Annotated in this window: 20 protein-coding genes; 9 read left to right on the forward strand and 11 right to left on the reverse strand. The window is 65.9% G+C overall.

The features are described from left to right. Positions 1 to 2 precede the first annotated feature (2 nt). The gene (gene cobS / locus VRZ08_RS03365; RefSeq protein WP_107342711.1) at positions 3 to 998 is read right to left on the reverse strand and encodes a cobaltochelatase subunit CobS; all 996 of its coding nucleotides are present in this window, start codon (positions 996 to 998) and stop codon (positions 3 to 5) included. Positions 999 to 1274: 276 nt separating this feature from the next. Between cobS and VRZ08_RS03370 the strand changes: the two genes are divergently transcribed. Continuing rightward, positions 1275 to 1892 (forward strand): DedA family protein, encoded by a 618-nt coding sequence (locus VRZ08_RS03370; protein ID WP_414531565.1) that lies wholly within the window; start codon positions 1275 to 1277, stop codon positions 1890 to 1892. A gap of 64 nt (positions 1893 to 1956) precedes the next feature. On the opposite strand, the gene VRZ08_RS03375 is transcribed toward VRZ08_RS03370, so the two are convergent. Then, entirely contained in the window at positions 1957 to 2601 is a 645-nt protein-coding gene (locus tag VRZ08_RS03375; protein WP_164635896.1) for a J domain-containing protein, read from the reverse strand. A 121-nt stretch (positions 2602 to 2722) separates the two neighbouring features. Here VRZ08_RS03375 and VRZ08_RS03380 point away from each other — a divergent pair, with 121 nt between their 5' ends. Then, a complete protein-coding gene (locus tag VRZ08_RS03380) occupies positions 2723 to 2992 on the forward strand; it encodes a BolA family protein (protein WP_107342714.1) in 270 nt (89 codons plus the stop codon). Positions 2993 to 3005: 13 nt separating this feature from the next. Here VRZ08_RS03380 and VRZ08_RS03385 read toward each other — a convergent pair whose 3' ends face one another. From VRZ08_RS03385 to VRZ08_RS03395, 3 genes are read right to left on the reverse strand one after another with little or no spacing between them, the layout of a single operon-like run. Further along, positions 3006 to 4367: an HlyC/CorC family transporter gene (locus VRZ08_RS03385; RefSeq protein WP_107342715.1), complete on the reverse strand. Its 1362-nt coding sequence runs from the start codon at positions 4365 to 4367 to the stop codon at positions 3006 to 3008. Between the two features lie 47 nt (positions 4368 to 4414). Then, positions 4415 to 5560 carry a 3-dehydroquinate synthase gene (gene aroB / locus VRZ08_RS03390; protein WP_414531566.1) on the reverse strand — a complete coding sequence of 382 codons (1146 nt, stop codon included), beginning with the start codon at positions 5558 to 5560 and terminating at the stop codon, positions 4415 to 4417. Further along, complete coding sequence (locus VRZ08_RS03395) at positions 5557 to 6174, reverse strand: shikimate kinase (RefSeq protein ID WP_107354033.1); 618 nt, start codon at positions 6172 to 6174, stop codon at positions 5557 to 5559. Before VRZ08_RS03395 ends, aroB begins: the two co-directional genes overlap by 4 nt. Before the next feature lie 138 nt (positions 6175 to 6312). Between VRZ08_RS03395 and VRZ08_RS03400 the strand changes: the two genes are divergently transcribed. Both VRZ08_RS03400 and xerD read left to right on the forward strand, forming a co-directional pair. Continuing rightward, positions 6313 to 6459, forward strand: a complete 147-nt coding sequence (locus VRZ08_RS03400; protein ID WP_011156073.1) for a hypothetical protein — start codon at positions 6313 to 6315, stop codon at positions 6457 to 6459. 16 nt (positions 6460 to 6475) lie between these two features. Further along, a complete protein-coding gene (gene xerD / locus VRZ08_RS03405; protein ID WP_414531567.1) occupies positions 6476 to 7495 on the forward strand; it encodes a site-specific tyrosine recombinase XerD in 1020 nt (339 codons plus the stop codon). Positions 7496 to 7501: 6 nt separating this feature from the next. On the opposite strand, the gene VRZ08_RS03410 is transcribed toward xerD, so the two are convergent. Continuing rightward, positions 7502 to 8077, reverse strand: a complete 576-nt coding sequence (locus VRZ08_RS03410; protein WP_414531568.1) for a cytochrome b — start codon at positions 8075 to 8077, stop codon at positions 7502 to 7504. A gap of 274 nt (positions 8078 to 8351) precedes the next feature. Between VRZ08_RS03410 and VRZ08_RS03415 the strand changes: the two genes are divergently transcribed. Next, positions 8352 to 9314, forward strand: coding sequence for an acetyl-CoA carboxylase carboxyltransferase subunit alpha (locus VRZ08_RS03415; RefSeq protein WP_107342720.1), 963 nt, complete (start codon positions 8352 to 8354; stop codon positions 9312 to 9314). 371 nt (positions 9315 to 9685) lie between these two features. Beyond that, on the forward strand, positions 9686 to 11119 hold the full coding sequence (locus VRZ08_RS03420; RefSeq protein ID WP_414531569.1) for a L,D-transpeptidase family protein: 1434 nt from the start codon (positions 9686 to 9688) through the stop codon (positions 11117 to 11119). A gap of 249 nt (positions 11120 to 11368) precedes the next feature. Here VRZ08_RS03420 and secA read toward each other — a convergent pair whose 3' ends face one another. Further along, complete coding sequence (secA, locus tag VRZ08_RS03425; RefSeq protein WP_414531570.1) at positions 11369 to 14209, reverse strand: preprotein translocase subunit SecA; 2841 nt, start codon at positions 14207 to 14209, stop codon at positions 11369 to 11371. A 342-nt stretch (positions 14210 to 14551) separates the two neighbouring features. Between secA and VRZ08_RS03430 the strand changes: the two genes are divergently transcribed. Beyond that, positions 14552 to 15484 carry a peptidylprolyl isomerase gene (locus VRZ08_RS03430; protein ID WP_414531571.1) on the forward strand — a complete coding sequence of 311 codons (933 nt, stop codon included), beginning with the start codon at positions 14552 to 14554 and terminating at the stop codon, positions 15482 to 15484. A 106-nt stretch (positions 15485 to 15590) separates the two neighbouring features. Here VRZ08_RS03430 and mutS read toward each other — a convergent pair whose 3' ends face one another. Then, on the reverse strand, positions 15591 to 18311 hold the full coding sequence (gene mutS, locus VRZ08_RS03435) for a DNA mismatch repair protein MutS (protein ID WP_414531572.1): 2721 nt from the start codon (positions 18309 to 18311) through the stop codon (positions 15591 to 15593). A gap of 176 nt (positions 18312 to 18487) precedes the next feature. Between mutS and pcaF the strand changes: the two genes are divergently transcribed. Beyond that, positions 18488 to 19696, forward strand: a complete 1209-nt coding sequence (gene pcaF / locus VRZ08_RS03440) for a 3-oxoadipyl-CoA thiolase (RefSeq protein ID WP_414531573.1) — start codon at positions 18488 to 18490, stop codon at positions 19694 to 19696. A gap of 176 nt (positions 19697 to 19872) precedes the next feature. Here the strand turns inward: pcaF and VRZ08_RS03445 are convergent, their stop codons facing one another. The 3 genes from VRZ08_RS03445 to VRZ08_RS03455 are packed head-to-tail and all read right to left on the reverse strand — an operon-like array spanning position 19873 to position 23086. Then, positions 19873 to 21435: an MDR family MFS transporter gene (locus tag VRZ08_RS03445; RefSeq protein ID WP_107342726.1), complete on the reverse strand. Its 1563-nt coding sequence runs from the start codon at positions 21433 to 21435 to the stop codon at positions 19873 to 19875. A gap of 3 nt (positions 21436 to 21438) precedes the next feature. After that, positions 21439 to 22608, reverse strand: a complete 1170-nt coding sequence (locus VRZ08_RS03450) for an HlyD family secretion protein (RefSeq protein ID WP_414531574.1) — start codon at positions 22606 to 22608, stop codon at positions 21439 to 21441. After that, on the reverse strand, positions 22601 to 23086 hold the full coding sequence (locus VRZ08_RS03455) for a MarR family winged helix-turn-helix transcriptional regulator (RefSeq protein ID WP_107342728.1): 486 nt from the start codon (positions 23084 to 23086) through the stop codon (positions 22601 to 22603). Before VRZ08_RS03455 ends, VRZ08_RS03450 begins: the two co-directional genes overlap by 8 nt. 196 nt (positions 23087 to 23282) lie before the next feature. Here VRZ08_RS03455 and VRZ08_RS03460 point away from each other — a divergent pair, with 196 nt between their 5' ends. Then, a complete protein-coding gene (locus VRZ08_RS03460; protein WP_107354042.1) occupies positions 23283 to 23771 on the forward strand; it encodes a Fur family transcriptional regulator in 489 nt (162 codons plus the stop codon). Positions 23772 to 23852: the final 81 nt, after the last annotated feature.

Consider the following 23852-nt stretch of genomic DNA (forward strand, 5'->3'; position numbering starts at 1 on the left):
GATCAGCTCATCGCGATGTTGACCGAGCTCTCGGGCAGCTCGGCGTTGAAGCAGCGCTGATAGAATTCCGCCACCAGCGGCCGCTCCAGCTCGTCACACTTGTTGAGGAAGGTGACGCGGAACGCGAAACCGATGTCGCCGAAGATCTCGGCGTTCTCCGACCAGGTGATCACCGTGCGCGGGCTCATCACCGTCGACAGATCGCCGTTGGCGAAGGCGTTACGCGTCAGGTCGGCGAGCCGGACCATCTTGTTGACGATGTCGCGCCCTTCGGCGTTGCGATAGTGCTTGGCCTTGGCGAGGATGATCTCGACTTCCTCGTCGTGCGGCAGATAGTTCAGCGTGGTGACGATCGACCAGCGGTCCATCTGGCCTTGGTTGATCTGCTGCGTGCCGTGATACAGGCCCGAGGTGTCGCCGAGGCCGATGGTGTTGGCGGTGGCGAACAGCCGGAAGGCAGGGTGCGGCTTGATGACCTTGTTCTGGTCGAGCAGCGTCAGCCGGCCGGAAATCTCGAGCACGCGCTGGATCACGAACATCACGTCGGGACGGCCGGCGTCGTATTCGTCGAACACCAGCGCAACGTTGTGCTGCAGCGCCCAGGGCAGGATGCCGTCACGGAATTCGGTGACCTGCTTGCCGTCGCGAACCACGATGGCGTCCTTGCCCACCAGATCGATACGGCTGATGTGGCTGTCGAGGTTGACGCGCACGCACGGCCAATTGAGACGCGCCGCGACCTGCTCGATGTGGGTCGACTTGCCGGTGCCGTGGAAGCCGGTGACCATCACACGTCGGTTCTTGGCGAAGCCTGCCAGAATCGCCAGGGTGGTGGCGCGATCGAAACGGTAATCCGGATCAACATCCGGTACGTGGGGGTCGACCTCGGAATAGGCCGGAACTTCAAGGTCGCTGTCGATGCCGAAGACCTGCCGGACCGACACCTTCATGTCGGGTAAGCCAGTGATCTCCGGAGCGGTGGTCGTAGCGGCGGTCATCAATCCTCCGTGGTCCCGGACGCGCCCGAAACCCGATCTTCGTTGGTGGATGCGGTTGAGTGCGGAATTGAACCTAGCAGAGAGCCGCGATCCGCAGAAGCCCGCCGCGCGATCAAAGTTCCGTCGATGTTTCATTGAGATAGGAGCGTGACGCGGTTTTGTGAAGGCTGTGTTGCGGATTCGGTGGGCGATGCCGAATCGGCGTGCAACTTTTCGGCAGGGCAGGGGTCGTAAGCTGTCGCAACTGCCTGTCCGTCTCGTTGGAGCCCCACCGCCTTGAGTTCACTGCTCGACTCGCTGGTCCATTTTGCCGCGTCGCATCCCGGCCTCGCCTATCTGACGCTGTTTCTGGCGGCGCTGCTCGAAGCCGTGCCGGTGGTGGGATCGCTGATGCCCGGCTCGACCGTGATCCTGGCGCTGAGCGCGCTGATTCCCGGTGGCGAACTGAGTCTCATTGGCGTTCTCGCCTCGGCGATCGCCGGCGCGCTGATCGGCGACGGTGCGGCGTATTGGACCGGCCATCGTGGGCAGCGCCGCATTTTGAGCACGTGGCCGCTGTCGACCTATCCGGACGTGGTGGCGAAGGCCGAAGCGTTCTTCGTGCGTTACGGCACCTGGGCGGTGCTGTTCGGCCGGTTCGTACCGCCGATCCGTGCCTTCGTGCCGGTCACCGCCGGCGCACTGCAGATGACGCCGCAGCGGTTCTTTGCCGTCGATGTCCCGGCGATCCTGCTGTGGGCCCCGGCGCATGTGCTGCCGGGCGTGATCGCCGCCACCGCGCTCGAGCGCAGCCACACGACGCTGCACCACTGGCTGCCGGTGCTCGCCGGCGTTGCCGGAACGCTGTTGCTGGGGCTATGGGCGTATCGGCGCTGGAAGGGCACGCCGGCTTAGCTTCAATCAAGCTCAACGACGCAGGCGTCATGCGCCAGGGACGGGCAGGTGCCGCCGAGAGTGTTCAGCTCCGCACCACCGTCTTTAGATAGTTGTAGGCCTTGATGATCTCGATCAGGCGGTCTTCGGTCGAGCGGTCGCCGCCATTGGCGTCGGGATGATGCTGCTTCACCAGCGCCTTGTACTTGGCCTTGACCACTTCGAGCGTCGCGTCGCTGTCGAGACCCATCACCTGCAGCGCCTTGCGCTCGGCGTTGAACACCTTGCGCGGCTCGGCGCGCGCCTCGTCGGCCGGATCGGGCCCGCGACGCCGGCGGCGGCTGCCAGTGAATTCGTTGAAAACATTGAACGGATCGGCGGCGCCTTCGAGATCCTCGGGACTGCGGGCGCGGCTCTTGGCGCCGTTCTGCCCCATCTTCCAGGTCGGACGATGACCGGTCAGCGCGTCCTTCTGATAGCGGGCGACGTCATCCGGATTCATCCCTTCAAAGAAGTTATAACCCTGGTTGAATTCGCGGACGTGGTTGAGACAGAAGTGCCAGTAATCCTTCTCGTAGCCGCGGCCCTTCGGCGCACGATGCGCCGCGCGGCTGGTACAGCCGGGCGCGTCGCACATCCGCACCTGTTCGCGCGCGGCTTCACGCGCCACTTCCGCGGCCCGCGGCTTGACGCGGATCTTGTCGAAGAATTTGGACGAGTCGATTGGCATGGGCGGACTTTGACTACGCAACGCTCCGGGCTTCAAGTCTTGACATTCCGAGCAGCCCCCGGGTTGATGCGTCGCAGACGGATTTGACGGAATAACGGCCGAACGGGTGGGGCATCACGGCATGGGCACGCAGGACACTATCACGCAGAAGTTGCGCGAAGCTTTCACGCCCGAAAGCCTCGACGTCATCGACGAATCCAACCTACATGAAGGTCATGCGGGTCACGCCGGTCGCAGCGAGACTCACTTCCGGGTGAATATCGTATCGGCGGCCTTCGCGGGCAAGAGCCGGGTCGATCGTCACCGCATGGTCAACGACCTGCTGGCGCCGGAACTGAAAGGCGGCGTGCACGCGCTCGCCATCAAGGCCAAAGCGCCCGGCGAAGCCTGAGCGAACAAATCGCTTAGGCTGATCCGGCTCGTGTCTTCCGGCTCTTCTTTTCGATCAGATCGGCCTCGCCGTCGCGCGGCACGGGAGAGATTCGCAGCGCCGTGATGCGGTTACGCTCGCGGCGCAGAACGCGGAAGCGGAAGCCGTGGAAGGTGAAGTTCTGACCGCGGTCCGGAATCGACCGTGCCTCGTGAATCACCAGGCCCGCCACCGTGGTGGCTTCCTCGTCCGGCAGGTTCCAGTCCATCGCGCGGTTGAGATCGCGGATTGGCACCGAGCCGTCGACCACCACCGAGCCGTCCGGCTGGGTGCGGACGCCGGCGACCACGACGTCGTGTTCGTCGGAAATATCGCCGACGATTTCCTCGAGGATGTCCTCGAGCGTCACCATGCCTTCGACTTCGCCGTATTCGTCGACGACCAGCGCGAAGTGAGTCTTGCGGGTGCGGAAAGCCTTGAGCTGTTCTGAGACCGGACGCATCTCCGGCACGAACCAGGGTTGCAGCGCGATCTTGCCGATATCGATCTTGGACGCGTCGCCGTCAGCGGCGCGTAGTGCGCGCAGCAGATCCTTGGCGTGCAGAACGCCGACGATGTTCTCCGGCTTGTCGCGCCACAGCGGCACGCGGGTGTATTCGGTCGCCAGAACTTCCTTCACCAATTGTTCGCTGGGCTGATCGGCATTGACGGTGACCATCGCGGTCCGGTGCACCATCACGTCCGACACCACCAGTTCGCCGAACCGGAATACGTTCTGGATGTACTCAGCCTCACCGCTTTCGATCTTGCCGTGCTCGGCGGATTCGCCGACCAGCCCCTCGATTTCGACGTCGGTCAGGATCTCGTGCTCGGAGTTTTCTTCGACGCCGAGCAGCTTCAACACGCCGCGCGAGGCCTGATTCAGCAGCCAGTTCAGCGGATACAGCAGGATGAACGAGATGTGCAGCGGATAGGCGATCCACTGCGACACCGGCTCCGGCTGACGGATCGCCAGCGTTTTCGGCACCTGCTCGCCGATCACGATGTGCAGCGACGAGAAGAACAGGAAGCCGCCGAGAAACGCGATGAAGTGCTGCGCCGATTCCGACAGGCCCATCGGCTGCAGCACCGGTGCAAGCAGCGCCGAGACGGTCGGCTCGCCGACCCAGCCGAGCCCGAGCGACGCCATCGTAATGCCGAGCTGACAGCAAGCCAGATACGCTTCGACGTTGCCGAGGATGTGCTGCACCAGTTCGGCGCCGAACCGCTGCTTCTCGACCATTGCCTTGATGCGGAAGCCGCGGCTGCGCACCAGCGCGAACTCCGCCGCGACGTAGAAGGCGTTGGCGATCAGCAGCAGGACCGCGATCAGAACGTTGCTCAGAGTCGAGTTCATGATGCTCTTGGGTTCGCCTGCGTCAGCGCAGGGCGCCGCAGCGGCCGTCAGGCTTGCGCCAGTTTCCGCTGCAGGAATTCGCGCACCGGCGCAGGCTCGACCTTGTTGGCGATCACAGCGCGGCCGATGCCTTCCATCAGGATGAAGGTGAGTTCGCCGCGCTTGACCTTCTTGTCCTGCGCCATCAGCGCCATCAGCCGGTCGGCGTCGGCAAGGCCTTCCTGGGTGAAGCCGGCGATGTCCTGCAGCCGGGTCGGCAGGCCGACTTCGGCGAGATGCTTGGCGAGCCGCTGCGCGTCGGCCGCCGGCATCATGCCGCGCTCGGCCGAGAATTCCGCCGCCAGCACCATGCCGATCGCCACGCCCTCACCGTGGAACAGCCGGTCCGAGAACCCGGTCGCCGCTTCCAGCGCGTGGCCAAAGGTGTGGCCGAGATTGAGTAGCGCGCGGTCGCCGGTCTCGCGCTCGTCGCGGGCGACGATGGCGGCCTTGGCCCGGCACGAGGTGGCCACCGCGTGCTCGCGTGCGGCGCCGCCGCTGAACAGCTCGGCATGATTGGCTTCGAGCCAGGCGAAGAACGCCTCGTCGCCGAGCGCGCCATACTTCGCCACTTCAGCATAGCCGGCGCGGAATTGGCGCGGCGACAGCGTATCGAGAATCGCGGTGTCGGCCAGCACCAGCACCGGCTGATGGAACGTGCCGATCAGGTTCTTGCCCTGCGGCGAGTTGATGCCGGTCTTGCCACCGACCGAGGAATCGACCTGCGCCAGCAGCGAGGTCGGCACCTGCACGAAATCGACGCCGCGGCGCAGGAGCGAAGCGGAGAAGCCGGCAAGATCCCCGATCACGCCGCCGCCGAGCGCGATCACCAGATCGTTGCGCTCGATCTTGGCGGCGATCAGCGCCTCGCACACCTGTTCGAGGCCCGCATAGCTCTTGGAGCTTTCGCCTTCGCCGACGATCACCGATGCATGCGCGATGCCAGCCTGATCCAGCACCTCCTCGGCGCGCTTCAGCCAGGTCTTCGCCACGGTGCGATCGGTGACGATCGCGGTGCGGGCGCCGGGCCGCAGCTTGGCGATCCGCTCGCCCAGCGAGGCGATCACGTCGCGGCCGATCACGATCTCATAGGCGCGGTCGCCGAGGGCGACCTCGACGGTGATCGGGGCGGAGTGTTTCTGCGGGGCGTTCATGAAGTCTCGCTCAAGGTTGGGGCGGGCGCGCCGCACAGATAGTGGTGGAGCGCGGCGACGCATTCGTCGACGATCTTTTCGTGCGGCACGTCGCGCGACGCGATGGTGATGTCGGCTTCGCGGTACAGCGGGTAGCGCTCGGCGATCAGCCGGGCGATGGTGCCGGCCGGGTCGGGCGTCTTCAGCAGCGGCCGGTCGGCGCGGCGTTTGACCCGGCGCAGGATCACGTCGGCCTCCGCCTCCAGCCACATCGAGATCGCCTTCTCGCGGATCCGGTCACGGGTCTCCTCGCGCATGAAAGCGCCGCCGCCGGTCGCCAGCACTTTGGTGCCGCCGTCGAGCAGCCGGGCGATCACCCGGGCCTCGCCGTCGCGGAAATGCGGCTCGCCGTGGGTTTCGAAGATCTCCGGGATGGTCATTGCCGCGGCCGATTCGATTTCGGTGTCGGCGTCGAGAAACGGCAGCCCGAGCCGCAGCGCCAGCCGGCGCCCGACGGTGGATTTGCCGGCGCCCATCATGCCGATGAGCACGACCGGGCGATCGCCCAGCGCCGCGACGATCTCGGCTTCCTGGGGCGACCTGCCGGCAGCAGCCGTCGGTACGGTTTCAGACATTCGCGGCATCCGTGGGACTGAAAGGGCAAGCTATACTACCCCGGTCGCCGGGCTTGCCAGAGTCTCTTGCAAGGGAAGGGCGAACATGGTCGTAGTCGCGCGTCGCCGCCAAACGCCTGCCGCTGCCGAGATTCGCGAATGCCTACCCTCTTTCGGTTCCTGACGGTGATTGGTGTGGTAGGCGGTATCATTTACGGGACGATTTTCGCGCTGGCCAATTTCGTCGGGCCGAACAGCCGCGAAATGACCGTGACGATCGGCCCGGACAAATTTCTCAAGAAATAGCCGCTAGGCTGGTCGCATGCGTCGACCGCGAACCACATCCAAAGCCGCCGCGCTGCCGGCGCCGGAGCCTCAAGCCGCGCCGCTGCGTCCCGCCTCCTATTCGGACGCCGGGCTGACCGAGCTGTTTCTCGACATGATCGCGGCAGAGCAGGGCGCTTCCGCCAACACGCTCGATGCCTATCGGCGCGATCTGGCGGATCTGTCGCACTTCCTGTCCCGCCGCCGACTCAGCATCGGCTCCGCCGACACCGCGGCACTGCGGGCCTATCTGGCCGATCTCGACAACCGCGGCTTCGCCACCTCCAGCGTCGCCCGCCGGCTGTCGGCGCTGCGCCATCTGTTCCGGTTCATGCTCAGCGAGCGGATTCGTGCCGACGACCCGGCTGCGATCCTGGCTGGGCCGAAGCGGGGCCGCAGCCTGCCGAAGGTGCTTTCGATCGCCGATGTCGACCGGCTGCTGGCCTGCGCCCGGCAGGAGACCGATGCCGCCGAGGGACCGGCCCGGCTGCGCGCGGCGCGGCTGAACTGCCTGCTCGAAGTGCTGTACGCCACCGGGCTGCGCGTTTCGGAGCTGGTGTCGCTGCCGCTCTCAGCGGCGCGGCGCGACGCTCGGATGATCGTGGTCCGCGGCAAGGGCGACAAGGAGCGGCTGGTGCCGCTCAACGCCGGCGCCAAGCAGGCGATGGCGCGCTATCTTGAAGAGGTTGCGGCTGCCACCAAAGAAACCATGGGCGCGCCGGCCTCGAAATGGCTGTTTCCGTCCTTCGGCGAGAGCGGGCATCTCACCCGCCAGCATTTTGCCCGCGATCTGAAGGATCTGGCGGCGCGCGCCGGGCTGTCGCCGCGTCTGGTGAGCCCGCACGTGCTGCGCCACGCCTTCGCCAGTCACCTGCTGCACAACGGCGCCGACCTGCGGATCGTGCAGACGCTGCTCGGTCACAGCGACATCTCGACCACGCAGATCTACACCCATGTGGTCGAGGAGCGGCTGAAGAGCCTGGTGCGTGATCTGCACCCGCTCGGCGAAGGCCGCTGAGCCGCGCTAGCTTTCGGAAGCCCGGCCGGACATCCGCGACAGCACTTCGTCGCGCTTGACGAACTGATGCCAGCACACCGCGCCGAGATGCACCGCCAGCACCGCGCCCAGTACCCAGGCGCCGCGGTCATGCAGCATCTGGCCCCATTCGGAGAGGGCGTGATCGCGCGGCACCAGACGCGGCCATTGAAATAGTCCGAACCACGGCAGCGAGTAGCCGCCGGCGCCGGAGAACAGATAGCCGCTGAGCGGCATGAACAGCATCAGCCCATAGAGCGCGAGATGGCCGGCGCGCGCCGCCATTTCGGTGAGATGTCCGAGCGGTTGCCGATATGGCGGCTCGCCGCTGATCAGCCGCCATACAATGCGGACGATGAGCAGCGCCAGGATGGTGAAGCCGATCGATTTGTGCAGTTCGAGCAAACCCTGCCGTGGCTGCTGGCCTGACGGATAGTAGGCCGAAACGATGCCGAGTCCGATCGCCGCGAAGATCAGCAGCGCCATCGACCAGTGCAGCCAGCGCTGCGCGCGCCCGAACATGAAGCGATCGGTCGAGATGGGAGCGTCGTCTGAGGCGGTCATGTTGGACTTTCTGGCTAGGGCAGGGGCGGTGCCGAGCCATCAGATCGGCGAGTGAAAATCAACTTACCGAAGCGTCATCGATTTCGACCGCAGCCGGCAGCGCTTGTGCGGTTCAACCGCCGGCTGCCGGCCTCCCGACCGGCGCGAGCCGTGCCGGCTGGTGGACGATCCGGCGCTGCGGCATTTGTCCCAGCCGCTTGACTTGGCTCCCGGATGGCTTGAAAAGCCGGGCGGCCCTATCGGCCGCAGCTTTCCTCCCCATATCGCCAAAGTCATGTCCGGGCCCATGCGCAGCTATCTCGACTTCGAAAAGCCGGTGGCGGAACTCGATTCCAAGATCGACGAATTGCGCACGCTCGCGGCCTCCGGCAGCGACATCCACGAGGAAATCGAGAAGATCGAAGAGAAAGCGCAGCAGGCGCTGCAGGATCTCTATGCGGCGCTGACGCCGTGGCAGAAGACCCAGGTCGCGCGTCATCCGCAGCGGCCGCACTGCGTCGATTACATCGAAGGTCTGATCACCGAGTTCACGCCTTTGGCCGGCGACCGCAAGTTCGGCGACGACGAGGCGCTGGTGGGCGGCTTCGGCCGGTTCCGCGGCGAAGCCGTCTGCGTCATCGGCCAGGAAAAGGGTTCGACCACCGAAACCCGGCTCCGGCATAATTTCGGCATGGCGCGGCCGGAAGGCTATCGCAAGGCCGTGCGGCTGATGGAAATGGCTGACCGCTTCGACCTGCCGGTGCTGTCGCTGGTCGATACCGCCGGCGCCTATCCGGGCATCGGCGCCGAAGAGCGCGGCCAGGCCGAGGCGATCGCACGCTCGACCGACGCCTGCCTGCAGCTCGGCGTGCCGAACGTCGCGCTGGTGATCGGTGAGGGCGGCTCCGGCGGCGCGATCGCGATCGCCACCGCCAACAAGGTGCTGATGCTCGAACACGCCGTTTACAGCGTGATCTCGCCCGAAGCGGCATCCTCGATCCTATGGCGCGACGGCACCAAGGCGCAGGAAGCGGCGAATTCGATGAAGATCACCGCCCAGGACCTGCTGAGGTTCGGGGTGATCGACCAGATCCTGGCCGAACCGAAGGGCGGCGCCCATCGGGATCCGGAGGCGATGATCGCCACCGCGGGCGATGCGATCGCGGCCGCCTTTGCCGAGCTGAAGGGCCAGGGCCGCGATGCGATCCGCGCCCAGCGCCGGCAAAAGTTCCTCGATATCGGCCGCAAGCTGGCCTGATCGGGACCGGCTCGCCTCCAGTTCGCCGAATTGATCAAATCTTAACCAAATCCGCACCGCTGGTTCGAAATTCGGCGCTCGGCCGCAGTTTCGCCGCGCGCCGGCGATTCAATGTTCCTTGACCATGATCTCCGGACCGCCCCGCCGCCGGCCTGATCGGCTTGCGACCCCAAGGGCTTAAGGATAATCTTGGCAGACTGCACACGGCCCCAGCGGTTTGGGGCCAACGCGGTGCAGAGTTTGGTAAATGCGAGCGGTCGAATCCGCCGGATCTTGCAAGATCCGGTGCTGGAGAAGGCCGCGCGGAAGCTGGACGACTGGATAGCTCGAATGTGGGGTGCGGGTTTGCCGGTCGTCGGGGGAGCTTCGTGGTGACGAAAAGCCCGCTTGTACGCGCGCTGATGCTGACAGCGGCGCTCGCGACGATGCCTTTGCTCGCCGGCTGCAACAGCGATCAGATGGCGCTGGCGACCAATGCCAAGGCCAATCAGCCGGTGCCGCCCAAGCTGGTCGCGGCGATGCAGGAAAAGAATATGGACCTGCAGTCGCCGATCCTGGTGCGACTGTTTAAGCAGGAAGCCGAGCTTGAGGTCTGGAAGCAGGACCGCACCGGCGTTTTCCAACTGCTGAAGTCCTATCCGATCTGCCGCTGGTCCGGCGATCTGGGACCGAAGATCCGCGAAGGCGACCGTCAGGCACCCGAGGGATTCTATTCGATCTCTCCGGGCCAGATGAACCCGCAGTCCTCATACTATCTATCGTTCAACACCGGCTATCCCAACGCGTTCGACAAGTCTCTCGGCCGCACTGGCTCGCAGCTGATGGTGCACGGCGATTGCTCGTCGCGCGGCTGCTACGCGATGACCGACGAGCAGATTGCCGAGATCTACGCGCTGGGGCGCGAGTCGTTCTTCGGCGGCCAGCGCGCGTTCCAGCTGCAAGCCTATCCGTTCAAGATGACGCCGGTGAACTTCGCCAAGCATCGCAACAACCCGAACATGCCGTTCTGGAAGATGCTGAAGGAAGGCTACGACCATTTCGAAGTCACCCGGCAGGAGCCGAAGGTCGACTTCTGCGAGCATAAATACGTGTTCGATGCCGCGCCGCCGCCCGGCTCGAGCAGGCCGCTGCAGTTCAACGCCTCGGCCAAGTGTCCGACCTATGAGATCCGTCCCGACATCGCCGAGGCGGTGCGCGAGAAGGACAAGCAGGACAACATCAAGATCGCCGAGCTGGTCGCCAAGGGCACCCCGGTGGCCCGGCTGAACACCGGCATCGACGGCGGCATGAACCACGTGTTCGCCTCGAAGATTCCGGATGCCTCGACCGGCCTGTCGGACGTGCCCGAGGACAAGTCGCTGTCGGTCGCCTCGTTCGACCGCGCCCCCGGCACCATCCCGCCGACCGTCAATCCGCCGCGTCCGTCGGATAATCTGCTGGTTGCCGCTCCGGCGGAATCGAATGCATCCGCCGCGAAGGCGCGGGTCGCCTCGGCGTCGAAGGACGACATCGGCGGACTGCTCGCCGGCAGCCACAAACCTGGCGAATCCACCGCGGCCGCCCGGCCGGCGCCGTCTGCGCCGGCCAGCACCGCGGCGCGCCACGAGCCGGCGCCGCGTCCGCAAGGTGCCGCGCCGAAGGCTGCCGAGACCAAGCAGGCCGCCGCGTCGCGGCCGCCGCTGAAGCCGAGCGTCGATGCCGAAACCACCTCGTCGGCCCCCGCCAGGCCATCCGGCATGATCTCCGGCGGCGCGCCGGTGGTGTCGTCGAACTCGTTCGACAGCCGGTTCTCGGCGTTCCGCTGAGGCGGCTCGCGCTTCTTTAGCAAAGTCCATCGGCCAGTCATTCCGGGGCGCTCGCATCAGTGAGCGAATCCGGAATCTCGCCGTGTCGACACCGGCAGGATTTCAAGAACATCTGGATTTCGGGTTTGCGCAGCTTTGCTGCGCGCCCCGGAATGACGGCTGCGGTGGCCGACTTTCCAGACAGCAAACAGCAAAATGCCCGGCGGTGAGGCCGGGCATTGCTCGTTCTTTTGATCTGCTTGGCGGCGCTTAGGCGTAGCGGCCGTGGCAGTGCTTGTACTTCTTGCCGCTTCCGCACGGGCAGTCCTCGTTGCGGCCGACCTTGCCCCAGGTCTCGGGCTTATTCGGATCGCGGTCCGCCTTGTCGGTGATCTGCGCCGGTGCCAGCGTCACGCTGGCCAGCGCCATCTCGTCCTGGCCGGTGTCGGGGTCCATCTTGTGGACCTCCATCGGCGGCAATTCCTGCGGCTGATCCGGCGGAATGATCTCGACCCGCATCAGCTGCGCCGTAACCGCCTCGCGCAGGTGCGAGCTCATCTCCTGGAAGAGATTGAAGGCTTCGGACTTGTATTCCTGCAGCGGATCGCGCTGGCCGTAGCCGCGCAGGCCGATCACTTGGCGCAGGTGATCGAGCATCACCAGATGCTCGCGCCACAGATGGTCGAGGGTCTGCAGCAGGATGCTCTTCTCGGCGTAGCGCATCACGTCCGCGCCCCACTGACCGACCTTGGCGGCCATGTGCTCGTCGAACACCCGCTCCAGCCGCGTGATCAGCTCTTCGTCGGCGATGCCTTCTTCCTTGGCCCATTCGTCGACCGGAATGTCGAGGCCGACCACGCGCTCGACCTCGGCCTTCAGCCCGGTGACGTCCCACTGCTCCGCATAAGCGTGCTCGGGCACGTATTTGGCGACCAGGTCCTCGATGTAGGTGTGGCGCATGTCGGCGACCGTTTCGGCCACGCTGTCTTCCTTCATCAGCTCGATGCGCTGATCGAAGATCACCTTGCGCTGGTCGTTCTGAACGTCGTCGAATTTCAGCAGGTTCTTGCGGATGTCGAAGTTGCGCGCCTCGACCTTCTGCTGCGCCTTTTCCAGCGCCTTGTTGATCCACGGATGGATGATCGCCTCGCCTTCCTTCAGGCCGAGGCGGGTCAGCATGGTGTCCAGCTTGTCGGAGCCGAAGATCCGCATCAGGTCGTCTTCCAGCGACAGGAAGAACTTCGAGCGGCCCGGGTCGCCCTGACGGCCGGAACGGCCGCGCAGCTGGTTGTCGATACGGCGGCTCTCGTGACGTTCGGAGCCGATGATGTACAGGCCGCCGGGGCGCTTGGCGGTCTTGGCCGGCTTGTTGCCCTTGGCAGGCTCGATTTCGATTTCGTCTTCGGCCTTCAGCACGATGTCGCGGAAGCGTTCGATGTCGGCCTTGATCTCGGTGATCTTCGCCGCTCGCTCGGCTTCGTCGGTGATGTGCGCGGCTTCCTGCTGAATCCGCATCTCCAGCGAACCGCCGAGCTTAATGTCGGTACCGCGGCCAGCCATGTTGGTGGCGATGGTGATCGCGCCCGGCACGCCGGCTTCGGCGACGATATAGGCTTCCTGCTCGTGGAAGCGCGCGTTCAGCACCGCGAACAGCTTGGCCGGCTTGCCGGCGCGGGCGGCGGCGTACAGCTTGTCCATCCCTTTCGGGTCGGTGAAGTCGATCTGCTTGTAGCCGTTCTTCTTCAGATACTCGGCCAGCACCTCGGACTTTTCGATCGAGGCGGTGCCGACCAGCACCGGCTGCATCCGCTTGTTGGCGCGCTCGACCTCGGCGAGGATCGCGGCGTACTTCTCCTGCTGGGTGCGATACACCTCGTCGTCTTCGTCGAGACGGGCGATCGGCAGGTTGGTCGGGATCTCGACCACCTCGAGCTTGTAGATGTCGAAGAACTCGTCGGCCTCGGTGGCCGCCGTACCGGTCATGCCGGCGAGCTTGTCGTACATCCGGAAGTAGTTCTGGAAGGTGATCGACGCCAGCGTCTGGTTTTCCGGCTGGACGGTGACGTGCTCCTTGGCTTCCAGCGCCTGGTGCAGGCCTTCCGAATAGCGCCGGCCCTGCATCATGCGGCCGGTGAATTCGTCGATGATCACCACCTCATCGTTGCGGACGATGTAGTCCTTGTCGCGCTGGAACAGCGCGTGGGCGCGCAGCGCCTGGTTGACGTGGTGCACCACCGAGACGTTTTCGACGTCGTACAGCGACTCGCCGCGAAGCTGGCCGGCGTCGCGCAGCAGCGTCTCGATCTTCTCCATGCCGGCTTCGGTCAGTGTCACGGTGCGCTGCTTCTCGTCGACGTCGTAGTCCGACTTGTCGAGTCGCGGGATGAAGGTGTCGATGGTGTTGTAGAAGTCAGAACGGTCGTCGAGCGGACCGGAGATGATCAGCGGGGTCCGGGCTTCGTCGATCAGGATCGAGTCGACTTCGTCGACGATCGCGAAATTGTGCCCGCGCTGGACCATGTCCTCCAGCCGGTACTTCATATTGTCGCGCAGATAGTCGAAGCCGTATTCGTTGTTGGTGCCGTAGGTAATGTCGCAGGCATAGGCCGCCTGGCGCTGGGCGTCGTCGAGGCCGTGCACGATCACGCCGGTGGTCATGCCGAGGAAGCCGTAGATCTGGCCCATCCAGCCGGAGTCGCGCTTGGCGAGGTAATCGTTGACGGTGACGACGTGGACGCCCTTGCCGGCGAGTGCGTTGAGGTACACGGCCAGCGTCGCGACCAGGGTCTTACCTTCGCCGGTCTTCATCTCGGCGATGTCGCCCTCGTGCAGCACCATGCCGCCGATCAGCTGGACGTCGAAGTGGCGCTGGCCGAGGGTGCGCTTGGCGGCTTCGCGGACGGTGGCGAACGCCGGTACCAGCAGGTCGTCGAGTGTCTTACCGTTGGCGAGCTCGGCGCGGAATTCAGCGGTGCGGGCGCGTAGCGCCTCGTCGGACAGCGCGGCCAGTTCCGGTTCGAGCGCATTGATCGCGGCAACCCGCGTCTGGTAGCCCTTGACCCTGCGGTCGTTAGCGGAGCCGAAGAGTTTGCGGGCGAGCGCGCCGATCATGCCAGCTTCCTGTTGTTGCGGTGTGACTTCGCAGCCTTGATGCCGTTCGCTCGAGCCACTATCAACTCATCGTGACGCTCAGGCACCTATCAGGATACAGGTGCGCGCGCGAAATGATTGGTAATCCAGCAATCCGAGGGCCGGCTGCCCAGGGTGCGGTCGCGCGACGACCGCCCGACCCGAGCCTGTGGCGGCACAGATATGGCTGGGCCTGAGGGTTGTCAACGCGCCCGCCTTTCAAGGATTTCATCATTTTGACAGAGTTTTCGCGTTGCCAAGGCACCGCGATTGGGTGACTGTTCCGCCGCCCCGACACCCCGGCTTTCAAGACAAGGATTTTCCATGACACCTGCGTCCAACGCAGTCTCATCCGGCCTGCGCGCCGGCCTCATCAGCGCGGCTGTGACAGGTTGTCTCGCATTTGCGCTGCTGGCCGCGCCGGCTGCGCGCGCCCAGGATGCGAACCCCGTGCTCGCCAAGGTCAACGGCGCCGAAATCCGCCAGAGCGACGTCGACCTTGCCGAGCAGGAGCTCGGTCCGAGCCTCGCCCAGCTCGATCCCGCGACCCGGAAGGAAAACGTGCTCGCCTTCCTGATCGACATGAAGATCGTCGCCAAGGCAGCCGAGGACAAGAAGATCCAGGACAACGCGGATTTCAAGAAGCGCCTGGATTTCGCCCGTAACCGTCTACTGATGGACGATGTGCTTGCCGCCGAAGGCAAGGCCGCGACCACCGACGAGGCGATGAAGAAGGTTTATGATGAAGCCGCCAAGCAGATCTCCGGCGAGCAGGAAGTTCACGCCCGCCACATCCTGGTCGAGACCGAGGATGAGGCCAAGGCGGTCGCCGAAGAGCTGAAGAAGGGTGCCGACTTCGCCGAGCTGGCGAAGAAGAAGTCCAAGGACCCGGGTGCGTCCGACGGCGGCGACCTCGGCTTCTTCACCAAGGACCAGATGGTGCCGGAATTCTCCGCCGCGGCGTTCGCGCTGGAGCCGGGCAAGATCTCAGATCCGATCAAGACCCAATTCGGCTGGCACATCATCAAGGTCGAAGAGAAGCGCAACCGCAAGCCGCCGAGCTTCGATCAGGTCAAGGCGCAGATCGAGCAGTACGTCACCCGCAAGGCGCAGTCGGACTACGTCAGCAAGCTGCGCCAGGCCGCCAAGATCGAGCGGCTGGACCAGCCGGCCAAGCCCGACGCGGCTGCGAAGCCGGATGCCGCCAAGCCGGCGGATGCGGCCAAGCCCGCCACCCCGGCGCCGGCCAAGAAGTAAGTCTTTTCAAAGAGTTGATTGTCGAAATGGCCGGGCTTGTCCCGGCCATTTTTTGTGATCGGGTGCGGTTCAGTCCGTAGGATGGGTTCGCGTGCGCCAACCCATCCTACGATTGTGGCAGCTTGGCCTTCAGCGCGTACAGTGCGTCCAGCGCTTCGCGCGGGGACATCTCGTCAGGATGCAGCGCCTTGACGGCTTCGATCAGCTGCTCCGCCTCGCTCGGCGGCGCGGCCTCGGCCGGTGCGCGGGCCGTCATCGCAAACAGCGGCAGGTCGTCGATCAGCGTCTTGGGCTGGCCGCGGTCGTTGGCTTCGAGCTTGGCCAGCACCGCCTTGGCGCGCGTCACCACCGAGGGCGGCAGGCCGGCCAGCTTGGCGACCTGGATGCCGTAGGAGCGGTCGGCGGAGCCCGGCAGCACCTCGTGCAGGAACACCACCTCGCCGCGCCATTCCTTGACCCGCACGGTGGCGTTGAACAACCGCGGCAGCTTGGCCGAGAGCGCCGTCAGCTCGTGGTAGTGCGTGGCGAACAGCGAACGACATCTGTTTTGTTCGTGCAGATGCTCGATCGCCGCCCAGGCGATCGACAGGCCGTCGAACGTCGCGGTGCCGCGGCCGATCTCGTCGAGGATCACCAGCGCCCGCTCGGACGCCTGGTTCAGGATCGCGGCGGTCTCGACCATTTCGACCATGAAAGTCGAGCGGCCGCGGGCGAGATCGTCGGCGGCGCCGACGCGCGAGAACAGCCGGTCGACGATGCCGATCCGCGCCCGGCTCGCCGGCACGAAGCTGCCGACCTGGGCCAGCAGCGCGATCAGCGCGTTCTGGCGCAGGAAGGTCGACTTACCGGCCATGTTCGGGCCGGTCAGCAGCCAGATCTGGCCGTTGGTCTGCGCCGGGCCGGGTGACAGATCGCACGCATTGGCGATGAACGGCTCGCCGGCCTTCTTCAGCGCCTGCTCGACCACCGGATGCCGGCCGCCTTCGATCGCAAAGCTCAGCGACTCGTCGACCTCCGGTCGGACGTAGTTGTCGTCACTGGCGAGCTTGGCGAGCGCGGTGGCGACATCGAGCAGTGCGAACGCGTGCGCGGCGGTGCGCAGATCTTCGCCGGCGGCATCGATCATCGCCGCGAGGCGGTCGAAGATTTCCAGCTCGAGCCCGAGGGCGCGATCGCCCGCATTGGCGATCTTGGCTTCGATCTCGCCGAGTTCGGCGGTGGTGAATCGCACTTGGCCGGCCAGCGTCTGGCGATGGATGAAGGTGGCGTTCAGCGGCGCCGCCATCAGCTTGTCGCCGTGCTGCGCCGAGACTTCGACGAAGTAACCGAGCACGTTGTTGTGCCGGATCTTCAGCGCCTTGATGCCGGTATCGTCGGCGTAACGCGCCTGCATCGAGGCCACCACCAGCCGCGAGGCGTCGCGCAGCTTGCGGGTCTCGTCGAGCGCCGGCTCGTAGCCTTCGCGGACGAAGCCGCCGTCGCGTTTGAGCAGCGGCAGATCGTCGGCGAGCGCACGGCCGAGCTCGGCGCACAGGGCGCGCGAGGGGCGCTGCAGCGCCGCCATCGCGCTCGCGATCTCCTGCGGCGGCGTGGCGAGTTGGCCGAGCTGTGCCAGCACCTCGTCGGCGGCACGGATGCCATCGCGCAAGTTCGCCAAGTCGCGCGGACCACCGCGGCCGAGCGACAGCCGCGCCAGCGCACGCGCCATGTCGGGCGCCGCGCGCAGCGAGCTGCGGATCTGTTCGCGCACTCCCGAATCCGCCGTGAAGGCTTCGACCGCATCGAGCCGGCGCGCGATGGCCGCCGCATCGGTCAGCGGCGCGGCCAGCCGCTGCGCGAGCAGGCGCGAGCCGGCGGCCGTGACGGTGCAGTCGATCGCGTCGAGCAGCGAGCCGCGGCGCTCGCCGGCGAGCGTGCGGGTGAGTTCGAGATTGGCGCGGGTCGCCGGATCGATCGCCATCGTGGTGCCAGCGGCTTCGCGCGACGGCGGCGACAGCGGCGGGCGTTTGCCGAGCTGGGTGCGATCGACATACGTCACACAGGCCGCGGCGGCGGTCGCTTCCAGCCGCGACAGCGCGGCGAGGCCGTCCATGGTGGCGACCGCGAAGTAATCACACAGCCGCCGCTCGGCGGTGGCGGAGTCGAACACGTCCCGCGTCAGCGGCGTGACGGCAGCGAGTTCGCGCAACGTCGGTGCCAGTTCGGTGTCGCTGTACAGCGCGTCCGGCACAATCGCTTCGTTCGGATTAATCCGCGCCAGCGTCGCGGCAAGCTCGGCGGTCGAACACTCGGTGACGTTGAATTCGCCGGTCGAAATATCGATCCAGGCGAGGCCAATGCGATCGGCGCCGGCCGAGCCGCGGGCGCGCGCGATCGCCAGCAGGTAGTTGTTGGCGCGGGCGTCGAGCAGGGTGTCTTCGGTCAGCGTGCCCGGCGTGATCAGCCGCACCACGTCGCGCCGCACCACGCTTTTGCGGGCGCGTGCCGCTGCCGGATCTTCGGTCTGCTCGCACACCGCGACGCGGTGACCGAGCGCGATCAGCCGGTGCAGATAATCGTCGGCACGCTCCACCGGCACGCCGCACATCGGGATATCCTGCCCGAGATGCTTGCCGCGCTTGGTCAGCGTGATGCCGAGCGCGCGTGCGGCAATCTCGGCGTCGTCGAAGAACAGTTCGTAGAAATCGCCCATCCGGTAGAACAGCAACAGACCCGGATTTGCGGCCTTGATCTCGTGGTACTGCTCCATCATCGGCGACATTTTGGCGGGCGCTTCCGGAGGCGGAGCGGCTTCGGGCGGCAGAGCGATGTCGGGGCGGATGGTCATGGCCCGATGCATAGCAAAAATCGCACCTTCGTTCCTACCTCGGGCGGCGAGCCATGCACGGGTTTCAACCAGGTGCGCGCCAGCCTGCGGCGGATTGACCTGTTCGGCGGCGCTTCCTACAACCCGGCTTCAAGTCCGGCGCCCCAGCCCGGATCGGCAAAATAGGGAGAGTTTCGATGGCCGACGTGTTTGTCTGCGACGCGGTGCGCACCCCGATCGGCCGTTACGGCGGCTCTCTCGCCAAGGTCCGGACCGACGATCTCGCGGCGGTGCCGATCAAGGCGCTGATGGCCAAGCATCCCGACATGGACTGGAGCGCGGTCGACGAGGTGTTCTTCGGCTGCGCCAATCAGGCCGGTGAAGACAACCGCAACGTCGCCCGCATGGCCGCGCTGCTGGCGGGCCTGCCGGACTCGGTGCCCGGCCAGACCCTCAACCGGCTGTGCGCCTCCGGTCTCGATGCGGTCGGCGCGGCGGGTCGCGCGATCCGCGGCGGCGAGATCGATCTGGCGATCGCCGGCGGCGTCGAGTCGATGACGCGCGCGCCGTTCGTGCAGGGTAAGGCGACCGAAGCATTCGCCCGTACCGCCGACATCTTCGACACCACGATCGGCTGGCGCTTCATCAATCCGCTGATGAAGCAGCAATACGGCGTCGACTCGATGCCGGAGACCGGCGAGAACGTCGCCGAAGAATTCCAGATCTCGCGTGCCGACCAGGACGCGTTCGCGATCCGCTCCCAGCAGCGTGCCGGTGCGGCGATCGCGGCCGGCTACTTCGCCGAGGAGATCGCGCCGGTGACGTATTCGGGCGGCAAGGCCGGCCCGATCACCGTCGACAAGGACGAGCATCCGCGTCCCGAAACCACGCTGGAAGGCCTCGCCAAGCTGAAGCCGATCGTGCGCAATCCGGGCACCGTGACCGCCGGCAACGCCTCGGGCGTCAATGACGGCGCCGCCGCGTTGCTGATCGCATCCGCCGCGGCGGTGCAGAAATACGGCCTGACGCCGCGCGCCAAGATTCTGGGCCTCGCCTCGGCCGCGGTGCCGCCGCGGATCATGGGCATCGGCCCGGTGCCGGCGACCCGCAAGCTGATGGAGCGGCTTGGGCTGAAGATCAGCGACTTCGACCTGATCGAACTGAACGAGGCGTTCGCCAGCCAGGGCATCGCCTGCCTGCGCCAGCTCGGCGTCCAGGACGACGCCGACTTCGTCAATCCGCACGGCGGCGCGATCGCGCTCGGCCACCCGCTCGGCATGAGCGGCGCCCGCCTGGCGCTGACCGCGGTGCACGGCCTGGAAAAGCGCGGCGGCAAACTCGCCCTCGCCACGATGTGCGTCGGCGTCGGCCAGGGCGTCGCGATGGCGATCGAGAAGGTGAACTAACGAAGATGTTGCGTCATTGCCGGGCTTGACCCGGCAATCCATCCTCTTCGCAAGGCTTTCATGAGGCGCGCTCCGGGCGCGCGATGGATGCGCGGGTCAAGCCCGCGCATGACGCTGGGGTGTGGCGGCATCCCCATGATCTCCCTCGCACCGCTCTTGCGGGCAGAGGGGAAGAGCTACTCCATCACAGCGGCATGATCGGCAGCGGCTTCGCTTTGCTTGCGCAGCGCGGCCTTGGTCGAGCCGATGATGATCGCCATCGGCACGGCGGCTGCGGTGAGGAACATCACCATCGCGTAGTCGTGCGAGAACGCGATGATCTGCGCCTGCATGGTGACGATCGCGTCCATCATCGCCTTGCCGGTGGTGGTCGACAGGTCGATCATGCCGGTGACGTTGGGCATCTGCAGCGCGTCGTTGAACGGGTTGATGTGCTCGGTGAGGATCGCGTGCGCCGTGGTGGTGCCCGACGACAGCTTGGCGATCACCACCGAAATTCCGACCGAGCTCGCGACGTTGCGCACCAGCGTCAGCATCGCGGTGCCGTCGGTGCGGAGCTGCCCGGGCAGCGTCATGAACGCCACCGTCGACAGCGGCACGAACACCAGACCGAAGCCGAAGCCCTGGATGATGCTGGTGACGACTACGCTCGACACGCTGGTCTGGTCGGTCCAGCCGGTCATCACGTAGAGCGACGCGCAGGTCAGCGACAGGCCGGTCGCGATCAGGGTGCGGGCCTCGATGTAGCGCATGATCCGCCCGACGATCATCATCGCCACGAAGGTGCCGCAGCCGCGCGAGGCAAGCAGCAGGCCGGCGGTCATGATCGGGTAGCCTTCGACGTTCTGCAGGAACGGCGACGACAGCGCCATGGTGGAGAACAGCACCAGCCCCATCACGGTCATGAACACCACGCCGCCGACGAAGTTGCGGTCCTTGAAGATCGCGAACTGGATGAAGGGGCGTTCGGTGGTGAAGGAGTGAGCGAAGAAGTAGTAGAACCCGACTACCGAGATGATCGACTCGATGATGATCTCGGGCGAGTTGAACCAGTCGAGCTGCTCGCCGCGGTCGAGCGCGAGCTGCATCGCGCCGATGCCGACCGCGAGCGCCGCGAAACCGAACCAGTCAAACCGCAATTCGTGGTTCTTGTCGGTCTCGTCCATGAACATCGCCAGGCCCAGCACCGTGATGGCGCCGAACGGCAGGTTGACGAAGAACACCCAGTGCCAGGAATACGTCTCGGTCAGCCAGGCGCCGAGCGACGGGCCCATGATCGGCCCCATCATCACGCCCATGCCCCAGATCGACATCGCCTTGGCGCGCTCGTGCAGCGCGTAGCTGTCCAGCATCACCGCCTGTGACAGCGGCACCAGTGCGGCGCCGAACACGCCCTGCAGCAGCCGGAACAGCACCATCTGGGTGATGTCCTGGGCGAGGCCGCACATCACCGACGCGATCGTGAAGCCGGCCGAGCAGATGATGAAGATGCGCTTGCGGCCGAACCGGTTGGCGATCCAGCCGACCGGCGCCGTCATGATCGCGGCGGCGACGATGTAGGAAGTCAGCACCCAGTTGATCTGGTCCTGCGAGGCCGACAGTGAGCCTTGCATGTAGGGCAGCGCGACGTTGGCGATCGTGGTGTCGAGCGCCTGCATGATCGTCGCGGTCATGGCGCAGATCGTCACCATGTTCCGGCGGAAGCCGGGGACCGCGTGAGATTGTGCCGCGCCCGCCATCGGTCAGTTGTGCTCCGGCTGGGCCGCGGCGGCGCGGCCGAAACCGAGCAGGCCGGCCAGCGACCGGCGGTGGTTAGTGTCGATCGCGACGTTGACGCTCATGCCGGCCTTCAACCGCTTGATCATCGGATCGGTCTCGTCGAGCGTGATGCGTAGCGGCACCCGCTGCACCACCTTGACGAAGTTGCCGGTGGCGTTCTGCGGCGGCAGCACCGCGAATTGCGCGCCGGTGCCTGGCGACAGCGACGACACCCGGCCCTTGAACTGATGATCCGGGAAGGCGTCGACATCGAGCGTCACGGTCTGGCCGACCGCCACATAGGTGAAGTCGCTTTCCTTCGGATTGGCGTCGACCCATGGCTGCGCGGTGTCGATCACGCTGAACACCGGCGTGCCGGCGGCGACGAAACGGCCGAGCTGGATGTTGTCGACCTGGGTGGCGGTGCCGCTCATCGGAGCCCGCACGGTCGACAGCCGCAGGTTACGTTCGGAGTCGTCGAGCGCCGCCTTGGCCTGGGCGTAGGCGGGGAATTTCTCCAGCGGCAGTTCGGGATCGCCGAGCAACTGGTTGAGTGCGGTCGACTGCTGCTGCTTGACGAGCTGCAGCTGCGCCTGCGCGGTCACCAGCGCGGCGGTCGAGTTGTCGAGATCGAGCTGCGAGCCGGCGCGGCTCTGCACCAGCGAGGTCTTGCGCTCGACGTCGCGCTGCTTCAGCGCGATGCCGGCGTTCACCAGGTCGATGGTCTGGCCGTACAGCTTGACGTTGGCGACCAGATTGGCGTGGCTGGTCTTGGCGTCGGCGAGCTTGGCTTGGGCCTGCGCCACCGCGAGGCGGAACGGCACCGGATCGATCTGGAACAGCTCGTCGCCGGGCTGGACGCGCTGACCTTCCTTGACGGTCACTTCGACGATCTTGCCGGCCACGTCCGGCGTGATCAGCACCTTCTGGGCGCCCACATAGGCGTCGTCGGTGGTGACGTAGCGGCCGCCCTCCAGATAGAAAGTGACGCCGCCGATCAGCGCCACCATCGGCAGCACGACCAGCAGCAGCGGCCGCCGATAGCGACGCAGCGTGCCGCCGAGGCCGCGGCGCGGACCGCCGCTGGCGGCGACGGACGGGGCGGCCGAAGGCTCCTTTTGCTCGGTCGGAAATTTCAGGGCCGGTTCAGCCATAGTGCTCCTCCCGTCGTTTTTCTTCGCGGTGGCAGTGCTGTTGGATCGCGCCACGCAAGTTTTCCTTGATGATCTGCATCTGCCGCACCAGGCGCTGGGCATCCTCCGGCGTCAGGCCGGCGAGCGCGGTGTCGGTGAGTTCAGCGCGGAGGCCGGCGAGCTTGCCGAGCAGCGGCCGCGCCGCTTCGCGCAGGTACAGCCGCTTGCAGCGCCGATCGCTGTCGTCGCTGCGGCGTTCCAGCCAGCCGTGGTCGCACAGCTTGTCGATCAGCCGGGTCAGGGTGATCGGCTGTAGTTCCATCTGTTCGGCGAGTTCGGACTGCTTCAGCCCTTCGGCGCGCTCCACCTTGGCCAGCACCGCCCATTGGGCGCGGGTAATGCCGTGCCGGGAGGCCTGCCTGTCCGCATAGGCGCGCATCAGGCGCTGCACCTCGGCGAACGCAAAGATGAAGTTCTGGTCCTCCGGACCCCGGGTCATGGCGCCGCCTCCTAAGCTTTGCATAAGATAAGCAAGCTTATTATTTCTCAAGGCGCCGATTCGCATACGACAAATCCGAGTTGCGCATGCCTCTCAAAGCTGGGTCGGTCGCGAGACTTGAACGCTGCCCCGGTGTAGGGTGTTGCTCGAACATGAGCCGGCCCGGTTGGCCGGCGCGTGAGTGTGATGGGCCCCGATGACCGCATTGAAGCCGACCTTCCCCGCGCCGGGGCACGATCACGACCGTTGCTCCGCCGAAGGTCTGGAACACGCCGAGCGGGTCTGTGCCGGCCGCTCGCAAAACCTCACGCCGATCCGACGCCAGGTGCTGCGCGCGCTGCTGTCCAGCCATCGGCCGCTCGGCGCCTATGAGGTGATCGAGGAACTGGCCCGGGACATGCCGCGTCCGGCGCCGATCACGGTGTATCGGGCGCTCGATTTCCTGATGCAGAACGGGTTGGTGCACCGGATCGAGAGCCGCAATGCGTTCCTGGCCTGCGGCCACGATCACGACGACGCTGCGACCGTCGCGTTCCTGATCTGCGAATGCTGTGGCTCGGTTGCCGAGGTCCCGGCCTCCGAAGTGACGCAGCGCCTCAACGAAGCCGCCCGCCAGACGGGGTTTACGCCGAAGATGTCGGTGGTCGAGATCACCGGCGTGTGCGGCCATTGCCAAGCCGCCTGACGCAGTTTACGCCTTGATCCATGGGAGGAGCGTGGCGCGCCAGCGCCCGCCACAACACGGCGAAAAGCCGGAGGCACCATG

The sequence above is a fragment of the Rhodopseudomonas sp. G2_2311 genome (assembly GCF_047501505.1).
Taxonomy (GTDB): domain Bacteria; phylum Pseudomonadota; class Alphaproteobacteria; order Rhizobiales; family Xanthobacteraceae; genus Rhodopseudomonas; species Rhodopseudomonas palustris_H.

Excerpts from the sequence above, each read along its gene's own strand:
- VRZ08_RS03395 (WP_107354033.1), bottom strand. The coding sequence starts at position 6,174 with ATGTCTGAAACCGTACCGACGGCTGCTGCCGGCAGGTCGCCCCAGGAA.
- VRZ08_RS03445 (WP_107342726.1), bottom strand. The coding sequence starts at position 21,435 with ATGGCGGGCGCGGCACAATCTCACGCGGTCCCCGGCTTCCGCCGGAAC.
- secA (WP_414531570.1), bottom strand. The coding sequence starts at position 14,209 with ATGATCGGCGCGCTCGCCCGCAAACTCTTCGGCTCCGCTAACGACCGC.
- VRZ08_RS03410 (WP_414531568.1), bottom strand. The coding sequence starts at position 8,077 with ATGACCGCCTCAGACGACGCTCCCATCTCGACCGATCGCTTCATGTTC.
- cobS (WP_107342711.1), bottom strand. The coding sequence starts at position 998 with ATGACCGCCGCTACGACCACCGCTCCGGAGATCACTGGCTTACCCGAC.
- pcaF (WP_414531573.1), top strand. The coding sequence starts at position 18,488 with ATGGCCGACGTGTTTGTCTGCGACGCGGTGCGCACCCCGATCGGCCGT.
- mutS (WP_414531572.1), bottom strand. The coding sequence starts at position 18,311 with ATGACCATCCGCCCCGACATCGCTCTGCCGCCCGAAGCCGCTCCGCCT.
- VRZ08_RS03460 (WP_107354042.1), top strand. The coding sequence starts at position 23,283 with ATGACCGCATTGAAGCCGACCTTCCCCGCGCCGGGGCACGATCACGAC.
- VRZ08_RS03400 (WP_011156073.1), top strand. The coding sequence starts at position 6,313 with ATGCCTACCCTCTTTCGGTTCCTGACGGTGATTGGTGTGGTAGGCGGT.
- VRZ08_RS03385 (WP_107342715.1), bottom strand. The coding sequence starts at position 4,367 with ATGAACTCGACTCTGAGCAACGTTCTGATCGCGGTCCTGCTGCTGATC.
- VRZ08_RS03450 (WP_414531574.1), bottom strand. The coding sequence starts at position 22,608 with ATGGCTGAACCGGCCCTGAAATTTCCGACCGAGCAAAAGGAGCCTTCG.
- VRZ08_RS03380 (WP_107342714.1), top strand. The coding sequence starts at position 2,723 with ATGGGCACGCAGGACACTATCACGCAGAAGTTGCGCGAAGCTTTCACG.
- VRZ08_RS03455 (WP_107342728.1), bottom strand. The coding sequence starts at position 23,086 with ATGACCCGGGGTCCGGAGGACCAGAACTTCATCTTTGCGTTCGCCGAG.
- aroB (WP_414531566.1), bottom strand. The coding sequence starts at position 5,560 with ATGAACGCCCCGCAGAAACACTCCGCCCCGATCACCGTCGAGGTCGCC.
- VRZ08_RS03430 (WP_414531571.1), top strand. The coding sequence starts at position 14,552 with ATGACACCTGCGTCCAACGCAGTCTCATCCGGCCTGCGCGCCGGCCTC.
- xerD (WP_414531567.1), top strand. The coding sequence starts at position 6,476 with ATGCGTCGACCGCGAACCACATCCAAAGCCGCCGCGCTGCCGGCGCCG.
- VRZ08_RS03375 (WP_164635896.1), bottom strand. The coding sequence starts at position 2,601 with ATGCCAATCGACTCGTCCAAATTCTTCGACAAGATCCGCGTCAAGCCG.
- VRZ08_RS03415 (WP_107342720.1), top strand. The coding sequence starts at position 8,352 with ATGTCCGGGCCCATGCGCAGCTATCTCGACTTCGAAAAGCCGGTGGCG.